Annotated in this window: 15 protein-coding genes and 1 other RNA gene; 13 read left to right on the top strand and 3 right to left on the bottom strand. The window is 54.1% G+C overall.

All coding sequences use genetic code 11. The annotated features are described in order from the left end of the window. Positions 1–9: 9 nt before the first annotated feature. Positions 10–432, top strand: a complete 423-nt coding sequence (locus DFK18_RS12195) for a ClpXP protease specificity-enhancing factor (RefSeq protein ID WP_178006189.1) — start codon at positions 10–12, stop codon at positions 430–432. On the opposite strand, the gene DFK18_RS12200 is transcribed toward DFK18_RS12195, so the two are convergent. The 3 genes from DFK18_RS12200 to DFK18_RS12210 are packed head-to-tail and all read right to left on the bottom strand — an operon-like array spanning position 433 to position 3,094. Next, complete coding sequence (locus tag DFK18_RS12200) at positions 433–1,023, bottom strand: phosphoheptose isomerase (RefSeq protein WP_114418545.1); 591 nt, start codon at positions 1,021–1,023, stop codon at positions 433–435. A 15-nt stretch (positions 1,024–1,038) separates the two neighbouring features. Next, positions 1,039–1,404 carry a YraN family protein gene (locus DFK18_RS12205; RefSeq protein ID WP_114418546.1) on the bottom strand — a complete coding sequence of 122 codons (366 nt, stop codon included), beginning with the start codon at positions 1,402–1,404 and terminating at the stop codon, positions 1,039–1,041. Position 1,405: 1 nt separating this feature from the next. Continuing rightward, positions 1,406–3,094: a penicillin-binding protein activator gene (locus DFK18_RS12210; protein WP_114418547.1), complete on the bottom strand. Its 1,689-nt coding sequence runs from the start codon at positions 3,092–3,094 to the stop codon at positions 1,406–1,408. A gap of 205 nt (positions 3,095–3,299) precedes the next feature. On the opposite strand from DFK18_RS12210, the gene rsmI reads away from it, so the two are divergent. From rsmI to murC, 12 genes are all read left to right on the top strand, one after another. Then, positions 3,300–4,214: a 16S rRNA (cytidine(1402)-2'-O)-methyltransferase gene (gene rsmI, locus DFK18_RS12215; RefSeq protein ID WP_114418548.1), complete on the top strand. Its 915-nt coding sequence runs from the start codon at positions 3,300–3,302 to the stop codon at positions 4,212–4,214. A gap of 34 nt (positions 4,215–4,248) precedes the next feature. After that, positions 4,249–4,601, top strand: an RNA gene (rnpB, locus tag DFK18_RS12220) — RNase P RNA component class A. A 25-nt stretch (positions 4,602–4,626) separates the two neighbouring features. Further along, the gene (rsmH, locus tag DFK18_RS12225; RefSeq protein ID WP_114418549.1) at positions 4,627–5,607 is read left to right on the top strand and encodes a 16S rRNA (cytosine(1402)-N(4))-methyltransferase RsmH; all 981 of its coding nucleotides are present in this window, start codon (positions 4,627–4,629) and stop codon (positions 5,605–5,607) included. A gap of 1 nt (position 5,608) precedes the next feature. Further along, positions 5,609–5,941 carry a cell division protein FtsL gene (gene ftsL / locus DFK18_RS12230; protein ID WP_162299776.1) on the top strand — a complete coding sequence of 111 codons (333 nt, stop codon included), beginning with the start codon at positions 5,609–5,611 and terminating at the stop codon, positions 5,939–5,941. Positions 5,942–5,946: 5 nt separating this feature from the next. Further along, positions 5,947–7,623 (top strand): peptidoglycan D,D-transpeptidase FtsI family protein, encoded by a 1,677-nt coding sequence (locus tag DFK18_RS12235; RefSeq protein WP_114418577.1) that lies wholly within the window; start codon positions 5,947–5,949, stop codon positions 7,621–7,623. A 20-nt stretch (positions 7,624–7,643) separates the two neighbouring features. Beyond that, positions 7,644–9,149, top strand: a complete 1,506-nt coding sequence (locus tag DFK18_RS12240) for a UDP-N-acetylmuramoyl-L-alanyl-D-glutamate--2,6-diaminopimelate ligase (RefSeq protein WP_114418551.1) — start codon at positions 7,644–7,646, stop codon at positions 9,147–9,149. 2 nt (positions 9,150–9,151) lie between these two features. Beyond that, a complete protein-coding gene (locus DFK18_RS12245; RefSeq protein ID WP_114418552.1) occupies positions 9,152–10,516 on the top strand; it encodes a UDP-N-acetylmuramoyl-tripeptide--D-alanyl-D-alanine ligase in 1,365 nt (454 codons plus the stop codon). A gap of 68 nt (positions 10,517–10,584) precedes the next feature. Continuing rightward, positions 10,585–11,667 carry a phospho-N-acetylmuramoyl-pentapeptide-transferase gene (mraY, locus tag DFK18_RS12250; RefSeq protein ID WP_114418553.1) on the top strand — a complete coding sequence of 361 codons (1,083 nt, stop codon included), beginning with the start codon at positions 10,585–10,587 and terminating at the stop codon, positions 11,665–11,667. A 21-nt stretch (positions 11,668–11,688) separates the two neighbouring features. Continuing rightward, entirely contained in the window at positions 11,689–13,044 is a 1,356-nt protein-coding gene (gene murD, locus DFK18_RS12255) for a UDP-N-acetylmuramoyl-L-alanine--D-glutamate ligase (protein WP_114418554.1), read from the top strand. Beyond that, a complete protein-coding gene (gene ftsW, locus DFK18_RS12260) occupies positions 13,020–14,240 on the top strand; it encodes a putative lipid II flippase FtsW (protein WP_245944382.1) in 1,221 nt (406 codons plus the stop codon). The genes murD and ftsW overlap by 25 nt, the downstream gene beginning before the upstream one ends. After that, complete coding sequence (gene murG, locus DFK18_RS12265) at positions 14,221–15,315, top strand: undecaprenyldiphospho-muramoylpentapeptide beta-N-acetylglucosaminyltransferase (protein WP_114418555.1); 1,095 nt, start codon at positions 14,221–14,223, stop codon at positions 15,313–15,315. Before ftsW ends, murG begins: the two co-directional genes overlap by 20 nt. Further along, on the top strand, positions 15,316–16,752 hold the full coding sequence (gene murC, locus DFK18_RS12270) for a UDP-N-acetylmuramate--L-alanine ligase (RefSeq protein ID WP_114418556.1): 1,437 nt from the start codon (positions 15,316–15,318) through the stop codon (positions 16,750–16,752). It abuts the gene before it with no gap. Positions 16,753–16,761 lie beyond the last annotated feature (9 nt).

Consider the following 16,761-nt stretch of genomic DNA (forward strand, 5'->3'; position numbering starts at 1 on the left):
GAGGTGTATATGACAACTTCCAGTCGACCCTATTTGTTACGTGGTCTTTATGAATGGCTGCTGGATAACCAGTTGACACCTCACATTATCATTGCGGCCGATCTGCCTGGTGTGGATGTGCCCAGTGAGCAGGTTCAGGATGGTCAGTTGGTCTTGAATATCTCGGATACCGCGACGCGTGATCTCGTGATGACCAATGATGCAGTCAGCTTCAGTGCACGCTTTGGCGGCGTACCACGTCAGATTTATGTGCCCATGGAAGCGGTGGTAGCGATCTATGCGCGTGAAGATGGTGCCGGTATGGTGTTTGGTCAAGAGCCGGGTGCCGAAGCGATAAGTCCAAGCGGTGAAGAAGCGGTCACTGAAGATGAAGGTCAGGAAGCTTCTGAGGAGCCGAAGCGATCAGCTCCCCATCTGACTGTAGTGAAGTAGTCAAACGCCACCAAATAGCTGCTCGTCTATCAGGTCACAGAGGCAGTGGATCACCAGCAGGTGAACCTCCTGAATCCTGGCTGTGACCTGACTGGGCACCCGGATTTCACAGTCATCGGGTGTCAAAAGAGCAGCCATATTCCCTCCTTCCTTGCCCGTCAGGGCAACAACCCGCATTTCTCTTTCATGTGCGGCCTGAATGGCCTGAATAACATTGCCTGAGTTGCCACTGGTGGAGATAGCCAGCAGCAGGTCACCTGGCTGTCCCAGAGCACGAATCTGCTTGGAAAAGACTTCGTTGTAGGTGTAGTCATTGGCAATTGAAGTCAGGGTAGAGGTGTCGGTTGTCAGTGCCAGAGCCGGTAAACTGGGCCTTTCTCTTTCAAAGCGGTTAAGCAGTTCGGAAGAAAAATGCTGGGAATCACCAGCAGAACCGCCATTGCCGCAGGCCAGAATTTTACCTTCATTGAGAAGTGTTTCTACCATCATTTGACTGGCGAAGGCGATTTGGGGCGGCAGCAGTTGGCTGGCTTCGGCCTTGGTATCAATACTGGCATGAAAGTGCTGGGTGATGCGGGCATTTAAATCCATAGTTAAGACCTTGTTCTAGAAAGCATTTTTAATCCAGTTTTGGCACAGGATGTGTCCGTCTGAATCCTCGCTCATGGCTAGGACATCAAATCGGCAGGGAGGCTGAGTTTTCAGCCGCTGCAGAAAAACTTCGGCGGTACGTTGAATCCGTCGTTGCTTGGCGGGAGTAATACTGGCCACAGCACCGCCAAAAGCATTGGTTTTGCGAAAGCGAACCTCGGTAAATACCAGCGTGTCTCCATCCCAGAGGATGAGATCTATTTCACCCAGTGGGCAGTGAAAATTCTCGGCCACCAGTTGTAAGCCCTGGTCGAGCAAACTTTTCTTGGCAGTAATTTCTGCTTGCTTGCCACGGTGAAGATGCTGGGGCCGCGTAACCATTTTAATCGGCGATCAGTTGATCAACCAGAGGCTCTTGTACGAAGGCACCTTCCGGCAAGGGTTGCGGGCGGCCGTTGATAAACTGGGCCCAGAGGAGTTCGCGCTGAATGCGTCCCTCGCTTTGGTTAAGCCGTCCGGTTGCACCTTCAAGACGGGTGCTGGGTAAAACTTCGAGTAATTCCAGGCGTTGAGCCAGCAGGTAGGCATCGACTCCCATGGCGTAGAGGCGTCCATAGCGATTCATGCTGGCAGGCCAGGCTGACCTGATTTCTTCCTGTAATGGGGCGCCCGGATCGAGATACCAGGTGATATCGGTGAAGGCGATGCCATTCATGTCATCATCCTGGGTTGGATTGGGACTGCCGGTATAAATAAAAGAGGTCGCCATAACCGGTAGTTCGCTGGCCATCAGGAAGCTGAGGGCTGGCTTGACCTGACGCGCTGTCGAGGTGTCTGCATGAAGAAACAGGAAATCACTGTCTTCACGGGGACGGGCAACAAAGTGGGGTCTTTGACCCAGTAAGCGGGTTAAGCGCTGGTGGCGCTCTTGGCTTAAGTTGACTTCCAAAAGCTCACGCAGTGCCGAGTCCAGGCTTTTGTCGTCTCCGAACTGACGGGTGTGGGTGATTTCCCCGCCAAGTTCTCTCCAGGCTTCCACAAAGCCTCTTTCTACCCGGGTTCCCCAGTTGCCTTCAGGCGTTAATGCCAGGGCGTGACGAAAGCCGGTTTGCCAGGCTTTTCGGGCAACCTGGGCTGCTTCATTTTCAGCAGAAAGTCCGAACTGAAAGAGTTGCTGATTAGCTGTTGTTTCCAGATTGCTGTAGTTAAGTGCCAGTGTTGGAAGAGGCAGGCTGGAGCGACGAGCCAACAGATCAACGCGGGACTTGGCCAGGGGCCCAATAACTACCTCGACACCAGCTTCCTGGGCGCGTTCATAGAGTTCATCCAGGCTCTCTCCCTGGGTGTCAAAAAAAGTAAGGCGAGGGTGGTGCTTGCCTTCATGTAGGCTATGGAAATGTCGGGCTACCAGGGCATTGCGAATGGCCTTGGCCGCATCAGCCAGGGGACCTGAAGTGGGGAGAAAAATCCCCAGATGCTCAACCTGGTGTTGACTGAGCTCTGCTAGTCGCTGGATATCTTCAGGTGGTTGCTGATGTGCTGGGTGGCCTGCCCATTGACTGCGCCAAGCTGCGATCAGTGAGTTAAAGGCGGCAAAGTCCTCACTGGTCTGTTGGCGAACTTCTGCCAGGGCTACCCAGCCTTTGAGGAGGGGTTGGCTAGTGCTGGCTTTAAGTAGTTCCAGTTCTTCGCCACTCACTTGGCTCAGCAAACGCCAGAGGCGTTCTTCGGCGCGGGTGCGCTCTGCATTGGAGCCTGCCAGCAAGGTTTGCCGGAAGCTTTGGTTTACGGCAGCGGTATAATGACCGGTCAGTTCGAAGGCCTGGGATTTATAGCCAGCCAACTGGTAGCCTTGCTGACGCGTCAGACTATTCAGGGCGTCAGTGACTCTTTGCAGATACTGCAAGGTCAGACGGCCTTCTTCAAGAGCCAGGCTGGTTTCGGCACTTAAAACCAGAAGTCGCCACAGGGAGTCTTGGGGCAACTGCTGGAGGCGGATGCTCTGAATCATGTCCAGACTCTGCTGGTACTCGCCTTCCTGTGCTAGAATTTCAGCGGCTTCAAGACGCATGAGCTGAGATTCAACTTCAGGGTTGGGGTGGGGGCTTCGGGTCGTGTTTCCTACCTCAGTGGGGGTACTGGGGCCCGTTGCACAAGCAGTTATCAAGAGGCTGATCAGTAATAGAGGCAGCAGTCGGCAAGCTGATATTTTCTCTAACACCCTGAGTGATCCTTTATTTGGTTAAGGGTCATGGATTTTGAAATAAAGGTAAAAAATGACCCGGAATACATCTGCATCTATCCAAGAAAAAAAGCTGGATTCCAATTCTGTTGAGCATACCAAAAAACAGGCCTGTTTGTACGTAGTCGCAACGCCGATTGGTAATCTTGAAGATATCACCGCCAGAGCCGAGCGTATCCTCAAAGAGGTGAGCGTCATTGCCGCCGAGGATACCCGGCATACGCAAAAGCTCCTGCACAACCTGGGCATCAAAAACCAGTTGATCTCCCTGCACGATCACAATGAAGAAGCGCGCAGCGAACAACTGGTGGCCCGTCTGCGCCAAGGGGAAAATCTGGCTCTGGTTTCGGATGCAGGCACACCGCTGATTTCCGATCCTGGTTATACGCTGGTCAACCAGGTTAGAGCAGCTGGTTTTGAAGTGGTTCCCGTTCCCGGTGTCAGTGCCCTGACTGCTGCCCTGAGTGTTGCGGGTCTGCCCACGGATCGTTTTTATTTTGGCGGTTTTCTGCCGGCCAAAGCCCAGGCCCGAACAAGTGTTCTGGAAGCTTTGCGTCAACAGCAGGGAACTCTAGTCTTTTATGAATCACCCCACCGGCTCCTGGCTTCCCTGGAAGCATTGAAAGAAGTGTTGGGCGCGGATCGTGAAGCCTGCCTGGCCCGTGAAATCAGCAAGCGTTTTGAAACCTTTCTGCAAGCCCCTCTAGTGGAGTTGCTGGAAAGAGTAAAAGCGGATGCCAATCAGCAAAAAGGCGAGTTTGTGCTGCTGGTGGCTGGATATCAGGGGGAAGCGGCCAGTTCGGCCTGGTCCGAGGCCTGTCGGTGGCTGCTGGAGCTGAAGGAACACTTGCCTCCTTCTCAGGCCTGTGCGCTGGTTGCCAAGATGACGGGCGTCAAGAAGAAACAGCTCTATCAGTGGATGCTGGAGCAGGATGCAGGCAAAGGTTGAGCCTTTTACGGTTTGTCTATATCCTTTCGCAGCGGAAGTCGGCCGGACAGTCGCTGCCACTGCTTGCAGTGGGGGAGGAAAGTCCGGGCTCCAAAGGGCAGGGTGCCAGGTAACGCCTGGGGGGCGCAAGCCCACGGAAAGTGCCGCAGAAAATATACCGCCGATGGCCTTCGGGCACAGGTAAGGGTGAAAAGGTGCGGTAAGAGCGCACCGCACGGGTGGTAACACACCGTGGCAGGGTAAACCCCACCTGGAGCAAGACCAAATAGGAACCCTCAAGGCGTGGCCCGCGCTGGGTTCGGGTAGGTTGCTTGAGCAGAAGAGCGATCTTCTGCCTAGAGGAATGGCTGTCCTCGACAGAACCCGGCTTACAGGCCGGCTTCCGCACTCATTACTAACACCTGAGTTCACTATGTCTAATAATCCGGCCCGGAATTCGCAAGATCCCCCTGTTGCCGATCAACACCTGACGGTGCTTTTGCAGGAAGCTGTGGCTGCCTGGCATCAGGACCCAGGTGGTGTCTATGTTGATGGTACTTTCGGTCGAGGCGGACACAGTCGCTTGCTGCTTCAGCACCTGAATGAGCAGGGGCGACTCCTGGGAATCGATAAGGACCCTAGAGCCTTACAAGTGGGCCATCAACTGGCTGCTGAAGACTCACGTTTTTCCATCCACCATGCTTCCTTTGCCGATCTGCCCAGCTGCCTCGAAGAGGCGGGTATCAGAGGTGGTGTTCAGGGGATTCTGCTGGATTTGGGTGTTTCTTCCCCTCAACTGGATGACCCGGAAAGGGGATTCAGTTTTATGCAGGATGGCCCCCTGGATATGCGCATGAATACCGCTGCTGGTCCCAGTGCGGCTGACTGGCTGGCCACCGCCAGTGAAGCAGAGATCAGCGATGTGCTCTTCCACTATGGCGAGGAAAGACACGCCAGAAGAATGGCCCGTGCTCTGGTCAAGGCGCGCCAGGAAGAGGCGATTACGCGGACCGGTCAGTTAGCGGAAATTATCAAGGCGGCTAACCCTAGCTGGGAAAAACATAAGCATCCAGCAACTCGGGCTTTTCAAGGTATTCGCATTCATATTAACCAGGAACTGGATGACCTGAGACGCCTCCTGGATCAGGCACTGGACCTCCTGGCTCCTGGTGGTCGTCTGGTTGTGATCAGCTTTCACTCGCTGGAAGATCGTATGGTCAAGCGTTTTATGCGCGATGCCGCCAAGGGGGATAGCCATTTGCCTCCCGGAGTGCCCTTCCGCGAGAGCGAGCTGAAGCGGCGTCTTAAATTGCTGGGGAAGGCTGTCAAAGCCAGTGCTGAAGAGGTTAAACTCAATCCTCGGGCACGTAGTGCCGTGATGCGAACAGCGGAAAAGTTGCCGGAGGTCAATTGAGGTGGACAAGGGGTTGGTAGAACGCCTGCGGAAAATTTCGACCCTGGTGGGTTGGCAGCATTGGCGGTCATCTCATTGGCTCCTGCTTGGCGTGACCCTGGCCGTTTTGATCAGCGCCCAATTTTTGGTTCAGATTACCCATCAAGCCCGCTCTCAGCAGGTACGCCTGCAAACTCTGGAAGGGGAGCGGGATGCTCTCCAGGTGGAGTGGGGGCGCTTATTGCTGGAAGAAAGCGCCCTGGTTAACCCGGTTCGTTTGGAACAGCTGGCTGACGGGCAACTGGATTTGCGCTTGCCTGAATCTGCGGATATTGAAATCAGGGTGATCCGGTGAAATCCATGCAAGCTGCGCCTTCCTGGCGTCTCTATCTGGTCTGGATCGGTCTGACAGTTTTGATGCTGATCGTGGTGGGTCGCCTGGTCCAGTTGCACCTGTTTGATAGTGCTTTTCTCCAGCATCAGGGGGATGTGCGCACTTTACGTACCGAACCCCTGCCTGCCTATCGAGGCATGATCACGGATCGCCATGGCGAGCCTCTGGCGATCAGCTCACCCGTTGTCACCCTCTGGATTCATCCCGGACAGTTCCCTCGAGAAGAAGCAGCCGTGCGCGAACTGGCTGCTCTGGTGGACCGTTCACCCGAAGACTTGGCGCGTTTAATCGATCGTTATGCAGATGCAGGGCGGGAATTTCTTTATTTGAAGCGCCAGGTGACGCCTGATTTGGCGACTGAAGTCATGGCCCTGGAATTGCCGGGGGTTTATACACGCGATGAATATAAACGCTATTACCCCAATGGTGAAGTTGCTGCTCACTTGGTTGGCTTTACCAATATCGATGAAGAGGGGCAGGAGGGCATGGAGCTGGCCTGGGACCACTGGTTGGAAGCTACGCCCGGCAGCAAACGAGTACTTAAAGATTTACGCGGTCGCCGAGTACGTAACCTGGCCACGCTGCAGCCAGCAGAGCCGGGGCAGGAATTGGTCCTGAGCTTAGACTTACGCCTCCAATACCTAGCTTATCGTGAGCTTAAAGCTGCAGTAGAACAGCACCAAGCCGATTCAGGAAGTTTGATACTTCTCGATGCCCGCAGCGGAGAAGTTTTGGCGATGGTCAACCAGCCGTCTTTTAATCCCAATAATCGCACGGCCATGAATGCTGAAGCCATGCGTAACCGGGCCTTGATCGATCTGATAGAGCCCGGCTCGGTGATCAAGCCCTTTAGTGTGGCCATTGCTCTGCAATCGGGTGAATTTTCACCAGAAGACGAGATAGACACTTCACCCGGTGTTATGCGTTTGGCTGGGCAAACCATCCGCGATTTCAGGGATTATGGTGAGCTCACTCTGGCTGGAATTCTGACTCATTCCAGTAATGTCGGCGTTTCCCGGATGATCCTACAATTACCACAGCAGATGCTGGTGAATTACTTTGATGCTCTGGGTTTTGGCAAGGCAACAGGCAGTGGCTTCCCCGGTGAGGCTTCCGGAGTACTGCCGGGTACCTTTAATATCAGTCGTATCAAGCGAGCGACCCTTTCTTATGGCTACGGCCTATCCGTTACCCTGGGGCAACTGGCTCAGGCCTACATGGCGCTGGCCAATGGCGGGGTGATGCACCCCTTGACACTATTACGGCAGGAAACACCCGAGCAGGGGCGACAGGTTTTTGACCCTGAGGTGACTGCCGAGGTGTTGGCCATGATGGAAAGAGCAACTCAGCCCGGAGGGACAGGTACTCAGGCGGCTATTCCCGGCTATCGCGTTGCGGGTAAAACCGGTACGGTCCACAAGTTGGGTTCTGAAGGCTACCAGTCTGGCGATTATCTGGCTACTTTTGCCGGGATAGCACCAGCTAGTGATCCTCGCCTTGTTGCTGTGGTGCTCCTGGATAGTCCCAAGGGGCAGGAGTACTTCGGTGGCGAAGTGGCCGCTCCCGTCTTCCGGCGGGTGATGGGGCATGCATTAAGGATTCTGGATATTCCTCCCGATGCTCCCCAGCAGGTGGAAAACTAATTGTTCAGGTTAAGTAAAACATGAGTTCTTTGCAGCTAAAACGGGCCATCAATCCACTGGAATGCTGGGCGGCTATTTGGCCACAGCTTCAGGACTTCTCAGCACCTCTGCCCCCTAGCAAGCGACTGGTTAAAGATAGCCGCTGCGTAGAGCCAGGTGATGTTTTTTTTGCCTTGCCAGGCGTCAAGCAATCGGGCCAGCAATTTTTGGATGAGGCTCGAAAAAAGGGGGCTTCACTACTGGTCAGTGAGGGCTCGCTTCAGTTGGAGTCTTTGGGTGATCAAGTCTGGCATTTGCAGCTGCCTGAATTGGCAAATCATTTGGGCCAGCTGTTGGCTCTTTCTACCGGCCTGGATCTTGGCCGAATAAAAACCACGGCCGTGACCGGAACCAATGGCAAGTCCTCGGTGGCTCATTACCTCTGTCAGCTGCGCAGCCAGCTGGGTGAAAAAAGTGTATTAGTGGGAACTCTTGGATACGGTGAGCTGCATCAGCTGCAGCCAGCCAGTCATACCACCCCGGATCTGTTCAGGCTGCATGGTTTTTATCAAGATTGGGTGGCCCAGAAGGTGGATGCGGTCTGCCTGGAGGCTTCCTCACACGCCCTGCATCAAGGACGTCTGGATGGTCTGCCTATCACGACAGCTGTGCTTACCAATCTGACCCGCGATCATCTGGATTACCATCAGACCCTGGAAGCCTATGGCGAAGCCAAGGCCCTGTTGTTTTCCCGCCCGGAAGTCGAGCACCAGATTATCAATCTCGATACTTCGCTGGGACGTGAGCTCTTAACCCGCCAGTTGCCGGGCCAAACCCTGACTTATAGTTTGGAGGAGGCTAGCGCCGATCTGCTGCTGACCCGCAGTGACTTTACCGCCCGAGGGGTCAAGGCTCAGCTGCGCTGGCAGGGACAGCATTATGATTTTACCCTGCCCTTGTTAGGACGCTTTAATCTTGCCAATTGCCTGGCTGCGCTGGGTGTCCTCCTCGCCGAAGACCGTACCCCGCAAGAGCTGCTGCCACTGGTCGAGTGCCTACAACCAGTCGAGGGGCGAATGCAGCTGCTCCAGCCCAGCAGCGAAGAAGCAGATCGCCTGCCTCAGGTGGTGGTGGATTATGCCCACACGCCGGATGCTTTGGAGCAAGCCCTGGCTGCCGTGGCGCAACACGCCCAGGGTAAAATCTGGTGCCTGCTGGGATGTGGTGGCAATCGTGATCAGGGTAAACGTGCCCTGATGGGGAAGGTGGCTGCTGAAAGGGCGGATCAGGTGGTAGTGACTGATGATAACCCGCGCGATGAAGAGGCGTCGAAGATCCGTGCAGAGATTCTTCAGGCTGCAGGTAGTCGAGCCCAAGAGATTGCCGATCGCAGATTGGCTATAGACGCAGCCATTCAGCAGGCTGGACCCGACGACTGGGTGCTTCTGGCAGGCAAGGGTCATGAGGATTATCAGGAAATCCGTGGTCAGCGTTATCCTTTTATGGATAGTCAGGTGGCCCTTGAGGCCTTATCAAGGAGGAATTAACCATGATGCACCCCCTCTCCGCTGAAGACTTGATCGAGTTGGTCGAGGGCGAGCTGCGCGGAAACACGAAGCTTCCCTTTGCACAAGTCATTACTGATACCCGGCAGCTACAAGCGGGCTGTCTTTTTGTTGCTCTCAAGGGGCCGCGTTTTGATGGCCACGACTTTATCCAGGAAGCGCGCTCCCGGGGAGCTGTCTTGGCCTTGGTGGAAGACTGGGTCGATGACCCTTTGCCGCAGGTTAAGGTCGCTTCCTGTCTGGATGCCCTGGGCCAATTGGGGGCCTGGAATCGTGATCTTTTCCAGGGGCCTGTCGTTGCAGTGACCGGTAACAGTGGCAAAACCACGGTTAAAGAAATGCTGGCGGCCATTTTTTCCCGCCATTGGGATCAGGTTCTGGCAACCCGGGGTAATCTCAATAACGCTATCGGCGTTCCCCTGACCCTCCTGGAATTAGGGCCGGAACATCAGGCAGCAGTGATCGAGCTGGGGGCCAACCATCTGGGAGAAATTGCCTATCTGTCTGAACTGGTTCAGCCAGATATTGGCTTGATCACCAATGTGACGGGGGCCCACCTGGGCGAGTTTGGCAGCCTGGAAGCAATTGCCGAAGCCAAGGGTGAGCTGATTTCAGCGCTAGGTAAGGAGCAGTTGCTGGTTCTCAATGCCGAGGATCGTTTTTTCTCTTACTGGCAGCAAAAGGCTCGCTGCAGGGTTCTAAGTTTCGGGTTGGCGCAGGGTGAGGTTTGTGTCCAGAGTGACCTGTCTTCGGTCTGGGGGCTTTCCCGTTTTGAGGTGACCACTCCTTGGGGGGTCCAAGCTTGCGAGTTGCAACTGCCTGGTCGTCATAATCAGGCCAATGCACTGGCCAGCATCGCCGTCGCTGGTAGCCTGGGCATCGATCTGGCAGTCCAGGCGCGGGTACTGGCTGATTTGCAGCCGGTTAAAGGGCGGTTACACAGAGTCAACGCTTATGGTGGTGCCCTCCTGCTGGATGACAGTTACAATGCCAGTCCAGGTGCAGTAAAGTTAGCAGTTGATCTGCTGGCGGAATTTCCCGGTAAACGTTTTTTGGCCCTGGGGCATCTGGCCGAGCTGGGCGAGGCCACTGAGGCGATTCATCAGGAGCTGGGTGAATACGCACGGCAAAAAGGGCTGGATGCTTTATATACCCTGGCTGGTCCGGCTGAAGCTGCCGCGCGGGGTTTTGGCGACAAGGCCCAGGTGTTTGCCGATTTGTCCGGCCTGGCGACTGCTCTCAAGCCTCACCTCGACGAGCAGACCTGTGTACTGGTCAAGGGATCTCGCAGTGCTGGCATGGATCAGTTGGTCAAGCTCTTACAGCCTGGATCGACGGATCAAGTTTAAAGATTGCAGAGTTTTTAAACGCCGGATCACTTTTTTTATTCAAGAAAAAATTAAATAAGACGACTCACATGTTGCTTTGGCTAACCCAATACTTAACTCAATACTTTACTGCCTTTGAAGTTTTCAATTACCTGACCTTCAGAAGTATTCTCGGTGTTCTTACCTCCCTGGCATTTTCCCTGCTGGTGGGCCCCTGGGTCATTCGTCGCTTAACCAGTCGTCAGATCGGTCAGGCTATACGCGATGACGGCCCCCAGACCCACCTTTCCAAAGCCGGAACACCTACCATGGGTGGAGCACTGATCCTGCTTTCCATTACCTTGAGTAGCTTGCTTTGGTCCGATCTTAGCAACCGTTTTGTTTGGGTGGTTGTTGGTGTGACTCTGAGTTTTGGTGCTATCGGTTGGGTCGATGACTGGCGCAAGGTGGTGGAAAAAAATCCGCGTGGCCTGCCAGCCCGCTGGAAATACTTTTGGCAATCAGTGGTGGGCTTAGGTGCGGCTGTTCTGCTTTATATGACGGCTGAAGTGCCTGCCGAAACCCAACTCATCTTTCCTTTCTTCAAGGAATATGCACTGGAATTGGGTAGCTTTTTCATTGTCCTGACTTACCTGGTTATTGTCGGCTCAAGTAATGCGGTGAATTTAACCGATGGCCTCGATGGTCTGGCTATTCTCCCCACAGTCATGGTGGCTGGAGCGCTGGGCATTTTTTCCTATGCGTCCGGTAATGTGAACTTTGCCGAATACCTGCTAATTCCTTTTGTACCTGGCTCCGGTGAACTGGTGGTCTTTTGTGCGGCTATTATCGGTGCGGGTCTAGGATTTCTCTGGTTTAACACCTATCCGGCCCAAGTCTTTATGGGTGACGTGGGAGCTCTGGCTCTAGGTGCTGCTCTGGGGGTAGTCGCTGTGATCGTACGTCAGGAAATCGTGCTTTTTATCATGGGCGGGATTTTTGTGATGGAAACCCTCTCGGTCATTATTCAGGTGGCTTCTTTTAAGCTCACCGGACGTCGGGTTTTTCGCATGGCTCCGTTGCATCATCACTTTGAACTCAAGGGTTGGCCCGAACCTCGTGTGATAGTGCGTTTCTGGATTATTACCGTGGTTCTGGTGCTCGTGGGGCTATCGACCCTGAAATTGCGTTAATCCAGTCTGCAAGGAGGAAAAATGTCTGGTGAAACTTCGGTTGGCAATTACGATTTGATTATAGGTCTGGGAGCGACCGGTCTGTCGATGGCTCGCTATCTGGACAGTCAACAACAAGCCTTTGCAATTGCCGATACTCGTTACCAGCCTCCGGGATTGGCCGCCTTTGAAGAAGAGTTTCCTGATGCCGACATCTGGTTGGGCCCCCTGGATGCTGAGCTGCTGCGTAAAGCTAAACGTCTGTTGGTAAGTCCTGGTGTCAGTTTGGCTGAACCCGCTTTACAAAAAGCTCGAGAGGCCGGTCAGGAAATCATCGGCGATATCGAGCTGTTCTGCCGGGCGACCAGCCGCCCTATATTGGCGATCACCGGCTCCAATGCCAAAAGCACCGTGACCAGTCTGGTTGGCGATATGGCTGCTTCAATAGGCAAAAAAGTGGGGGTGGGCGGTAATATCGGCCTGCCTGCACTGGATCTTCTGGCCGAGGGCGCCAAGGATCTTTATGTATTGGAGCTTTCTTCCTTTCAGCTGGAAACAACCCTGTCGCTCCAGGCCCAAGGAGCGGCCTTGCTGAATATCAGTGAGGATCATCTGGATCGTTATGCCAGTATGCAGGATTATATTTTTGCCAAGCAGCGCATTTTCCACCATGCCCAGCATGTGATTTTCAGTCGTGAAGATGATCAGACCCAACCTATTCACGGTCAGCTGGCACCAAGAATCAGCTTTGGCCTGGATGCACCACCTTCAGACCGGGATTTAGGGCTGAAGGAAATAGACGGTAAAACCTGGCTGGTGCGTGGCGAAGAAGCCTTAATCTCGGCCAAGGAAGTGCCCTTGGCCGGGGAGCATGGCCTTTTGAATGTGTTGGCGGCTTACGCCTTGGCAGCTGCCGCTGATTTGCCGCTGCAACAACTGGCCGCTGCTGTGAAAAGCTTTTCTAATCTACCTCATCGGTGCCAGCAGGTTGCAGTTAAACAGGGCGTTACTTATATCAATGATTCCAAGGCGACCAATCTGGGTGCTTCACTGGCGGCAATCCGGGGTTTGCAAAAGGATTTTCCCCGCCTTTGGTTGATTATGGGGGGGGAAGGTAAAGGACAAGATTTTTCTCCCCTTAAGCAGGCATTGGGCGCTAGTGTTGCTGGTGTGGCCCTGATAGGACGAGATGCCAGTCTGTTGGCAGAGCAGCTTCCCGAAAAAATTGAACATTGGAATGCCGGGGACCTGCAAACAGCTATTCGGGATTTAGCGGCCAAGGCTGCTGCTGGTGACGCCGTGCTCTTGTCCCCTGCCTGCGCCAGTTTCGATCAATTTACCAGCTATTCTAAGCGTGGTGAGGTATTTGCAACGTGCGTTCAGCAATTACCCGCTTGACCGATCGGGGTGGGCAACTGGTCCGTTTTTTCCGGCCTTCAGAAGGTCAGGATAATGGCTGGACATTAAGACTGGATGGCTGGTTATTGTTCAGTTGCCTTTGTCTGGTCTTGCTGGGTTGGTTGATGGTGAGCTCGGCTTCTGTAGCCCAAGCAGAAGTCTGGACCGGCTCAGCCCATTATTTTGCTGTGCGCCAGGGGTTTTTTATACTGCTGGCAATTGCTGTTGCTTTATTGGTGAGTCGCTTTCCTCTGTCCTGGATACGTTTTCAGGGACACTGGTTTTTGATGCTGGCTTTCTTGCTCTTACTGGCCGTCTTGCTGGTGGGTCGCGAAGTTAACGGCAGTACCCGTTGGCTGAGCCTAGGGCCCCTGAACCTGCAAACCTCGGAAATGGCCAAGATTTGTCTGTTGATTTATCTGGCTGGTTATCTGGTTCGTCACCTGCAAAGCGTGCGGGAAACCTTTGGTGGTTTCTTTAAGCCCTTGTTTCTCGTGGTGCTTTATGGCGGGCTCTTGATTGCCCAGCCGGATTACGGCGCTCTGGTGGTGGTCATGGCTGCGGTGATGGGCATGGTTTTTTTAGCCGGGGTGCGTTTTTCCCACTTCCTGTTGGTCTTGGTGCTGGCTGTCGGCGCACTGGCTTTGATTGCTATCAGTGAGCCCTACCGGATGCAGCGCCTGGTCAGTTTTACCGACCCCTGGGCTCGCCAGTTTGATTCCGGCTATCAGCTGACTCAAGCTTTGATTGCCTACGGGCGTGGTGAGTGGACCGGTCTGGGGCTGGGGAATAGTGTACAAAAACTCTTTTACCTGCCCGAAGCTCACACTGACTTTATTTTTTCCATCCTGGCTGAAGAGTTGGGGCTTCTGGGAGCTCTGGTGACTCTGGGGTTGTTTGCCTTGATGATTGTGCGTGTCTTTTTGATTGGACGTCGCAGCGAAAGGGTTCAGCATTTTTATGCTGCCTATCTTTGCTATGGGTTGGGCGTTATTTTTGCTGTGCAGGTACTGATCAATCTGGGCGTTAATACCGGCTTGCTACCGACTAAAGGGCTGACATTGCCGCTGATGAGCTATGGCGGCAGTAGTCTTTTGGCCAATGGTATCATCTTGGGTTTGATTTTCAGGGCTGACCAGGAAACCCGCATTCTGGAAGCTGTTAAGGCTAGAGCAAATGGCAAAGAAGCAAATTGATACCTTGATCATGGCCGGTGGTACCGGTGGGCATATTTTTCCGGCATTGGCTGTGGCGGATGAACTCCAGCAGCGAGGTCAAAGCCTGGCTTGGCTGGGTTCAGCCAAGAGCATGGAAGCCCAACGTATTCCACCTACGGGTATAGAGTTTCATGCTCTAGCGATCAGCGGCCTTCGGGGTAAGGGTAAGTTAACGCTTCTTTTGGCACCTCTGCGTCTCTTGGCTGCAGTTTGGCAGGCGTGGAAGTTGTTAAGGCGGCTGCGACCGCGTCGAGTAATCGGTTTTGGTGGTTTTGCCAGTGGTCCGGGTGGCCTGGCAGCGATACTTCTGCGTATTCCCCTGTATATTCATGAGCAGAACGCCCGGCCCGGAATGACCAATCGTTATTTGGCTCCTTTTGCACATCGGGTATTTGCGGCCTTTCCCACGCCCTTTAAGAGCAAAAAACCGGTGATCTGCCTGGGCAATCCGGTGCGCGCTGAAGTATCCAGGATTCCACCACCTCAGCAACGCTTTGCTTCACGCCAGGGGCCAAGGCGTCTGCTAGTGGTAGGCGGTAGTCTGGGCGCACAGATTTTTAACCAGACACTGCCTTCAGCTTTGGCCCTTTTACCGGCAGAGGTCGATGTTGAAGTGCGCCATCAAGCAGGAGGGGGAAAAGAAGAAATGACCCGTGCTGCCTATCAAGCCAACTGGAACCACCAGGAACGCCTGCAGCTCAGTGCTTTTATCGAGGACATGGCCGAAGCGCTGGCCTGGGCTGACCTGGTGGTTTGCCGGGCTGGTGCGCTGACGGTTTCCGAAGTGGCGGCTGCTGGAGTGGCTGCCATCTTTGTTCCCTATCCCTTTGCGGTTGATGACCATCAGACGCATAATGCCCGCTTTCTTTCGGATGCGGGTGCTGCACTGCTGGTGCCCCAACCTGAGCTGACCCCAGAGCATCTGGCCGAACTGCTCCAACAAGAATTGCAGCAGCCACAACAATTACTGGAAAGGGCGGTCAAGGCAAGAAGCCTTGCTCAGCCTGAAGCAACTGTAAACCTGACTGACTACCTGATGAAGGATGAAGCTTAAATGACTGAACTCCCCTATCGCGTGCCCACCATGCGCCGTATCCGCCACCTGCATTTTGTTGGTATTGGGGGTGCTGGCATGTGTGGTATTGCCGAAGTCCTGTTAACTCAGGGTTATCAGGTCAGTGGTTCGGATGTGAAGTCATCACCAGCTGTGGAACGCTTGCTGGAAAGAGGCGCTCAGGTGGCTTTGGGGCATCATGAGGACAATATCAAAGGCGCCGATGTGGTCGTGGTTTCTACCGCGATTAACGAGGCCAATCCCGAAGTGGCGGCCGCTTTGGCTGCTCGCTTGCCCGTAGTGCGCCGTGCCGAAATGCTGGCGGAATTGATGCGTTTTCGCCATGGTATCGCCGTGGCCGGAACCCATGGTAAAACCACAACAACCAGCCTTATGGCTTCTATCCTGGCTCAGGCCGGATTGGACCCGACTTTTGTTATCGGGGGTAAGTTGACTCAGGCAGGAACCAACGCACGCCTGGGTGAGTCCCGCTATCTGGTGGCCGAAGCCGATGAATCGGATGCATCCTTCCTGCATCTGCAGCCCATGGTGTCTATCGTTACGAATATCGATGCTGATCACATGTCTACCTATGGGGGTGACTTTGACCGCCTGAAGACTACTTTCATCGAATTCCTCCACAATCTGCCCTTTTATGGACTGGCAGTGGTCTGTATTGACGATGATAATGTCAAAGAAATCCTGCCCCGGATCGGTCGTCCTATTCTTACCTATGGTTTCAGTTCTGATGCCGATTTTGTTGCTACGGATTTCGAACAACAGCAGCGGAGTATCCGTTTTCGGGTTAAACGTCCCCACGATCTGCCGGATCTGCAATTGGAGGTCAACACTCCGGGACGCCATAACGTTCTCAATACCCTGGCGGCTGTTGCCGTAGCCACCGATGAAGGCATCTCTGATGAAGATATCGTTCAGGGGCTCAAGAATTTTCAGGGTGTGGGGCGGCGTTTTCAGCATCTAGGCGATTTTCCTGTGCCTGGTGGTGAAGTCATGCTGGTGGATGACTATGGCCACCACCCCCGTGAAGTGGAAGCAGTTATTCGAGCCGTACGTGAAGGCTGGCCGGATCGCCGTCTGGTCATGCTTTACCAGCCACATCGTTTTTCCCGAACCCGTGACCTCTACGAGGATTTCGTCAAGGTTCTGTCCGGTGTAGATACCCTGGTGCTGCTGGATGTCTATGCTGCTGGTGAGGCGGCAATCCCCGGTGCCGATGGTCGCACCCTCAGTGGTTCTATCCGCCAGCGAGGTAAGATAGATCCCTTGTTTGTGGATGATCCTGAAGAGTTGGAGAACCTGCTGGCTGACGTTTTACGTCCCGGCGATATTCTCCTGACCCAGGGGGCTGGTGATATAGGCGGTATCGCCCAGCGGCTGGCCAAAAGCCACCTGAATTTTGTCAAAGAATCTCAGTAAATAAGTGGA

The organism is Marinospirillum perlucidum (assembly GCF_003336805.1).
Lineage (GTDB): Bacteria > Pseudomonadota > Gammaproteobacteria > Pseudomonadales > Halomonadaceae > Marinospirillum > Marinospirillum perlucidum.